The organism is Variovorax glucosi (assembly GCF_051216695.1).
Lineage (GTDB): Bacteria > Pseudomonadota > Gammaproteobacteria > Burkholderiales > Burkholderiaceae_C > Variovorax.
In genome coordinates, this window is sequence record NZ_JBPJZE010000420.1 from 321 (window position 1) to 1022 (window position 702).

The 702-nt window shown below is 61.7% G+C and carries 1 protein-coding gene; it reads left to right on the top strand.

Annotated features, from left to right (window positions below; all coding sequences use genetic code 11):
* Nucleotides 1-605, top strand: a 605-nt coding sequence (locus tag ACSFA3_RS26170; protein ID WP_435508211.1) for an esterase-like activity of phytase family protein, incomplete at its 5' end; no start/stop codon positions are given.
* Nucleotides 606-702 lie beyond the last annotated feature (97 nt).

Genomic DNA, 702 nt, shown 5'->3' on the forward strand with positions numbered 1-702 from the left:
CGAAGGACGGCAGCAAGCTCTATGCGCTGCTCGAAGGCCCGGTGTGGAATGCCGAGGCCAAGGACTACGAAAAGGTCGAAGGCAAGGAAGCGCTGCGCGTGCTGGAGTTCGACGTGGCCACCGAGAAGTGGACCGGCCGCCACTGGAAATACGTGCTCGAAGCCAATGGCAACGCCATCGGCGACTTCAACATGATCGACGGCACCACGGGCCTCATCATCGAGCGCGACAACGGCGAAGGCACGAGCGACAAGGCCTGCCCCGAAGGCCAGAAACGCACCGACTGCTTCCACGACATCGCCAAGTTCAAGCGCGTCTACAAGGTCGAGCTGAGCGATGCGAACGTGGGCGGCCCGGTGCGCAAGATCGGCTACATCGACCTGCTGAACATCGCCGACCCCGACAAGCTCGCGCGCAAGCCGTTGAACGACGGCGTGCTCAAGTTCCCGTTCTTCACGATCGAGAACGTCGACGTGGTCGACGCCACGCACATCGTGGTCGGCAACGACAACAACCTGCCCTTCTCGAGCAGCCGCGAGCCGAACAAGGCGGATGACAACGAGCTGGTGTTGCTGGAAGTCGGGGCGTTGCTGCAGGCGAAGTAAGTTGCCATGGCCGGGGCGAAAGCCCCGGCTCGCAGGCTGGGTGGTAGGGAAAAGTTCTCGCCAGATGAGTATCATTCTCATCTTCGCCAGTCCTTTT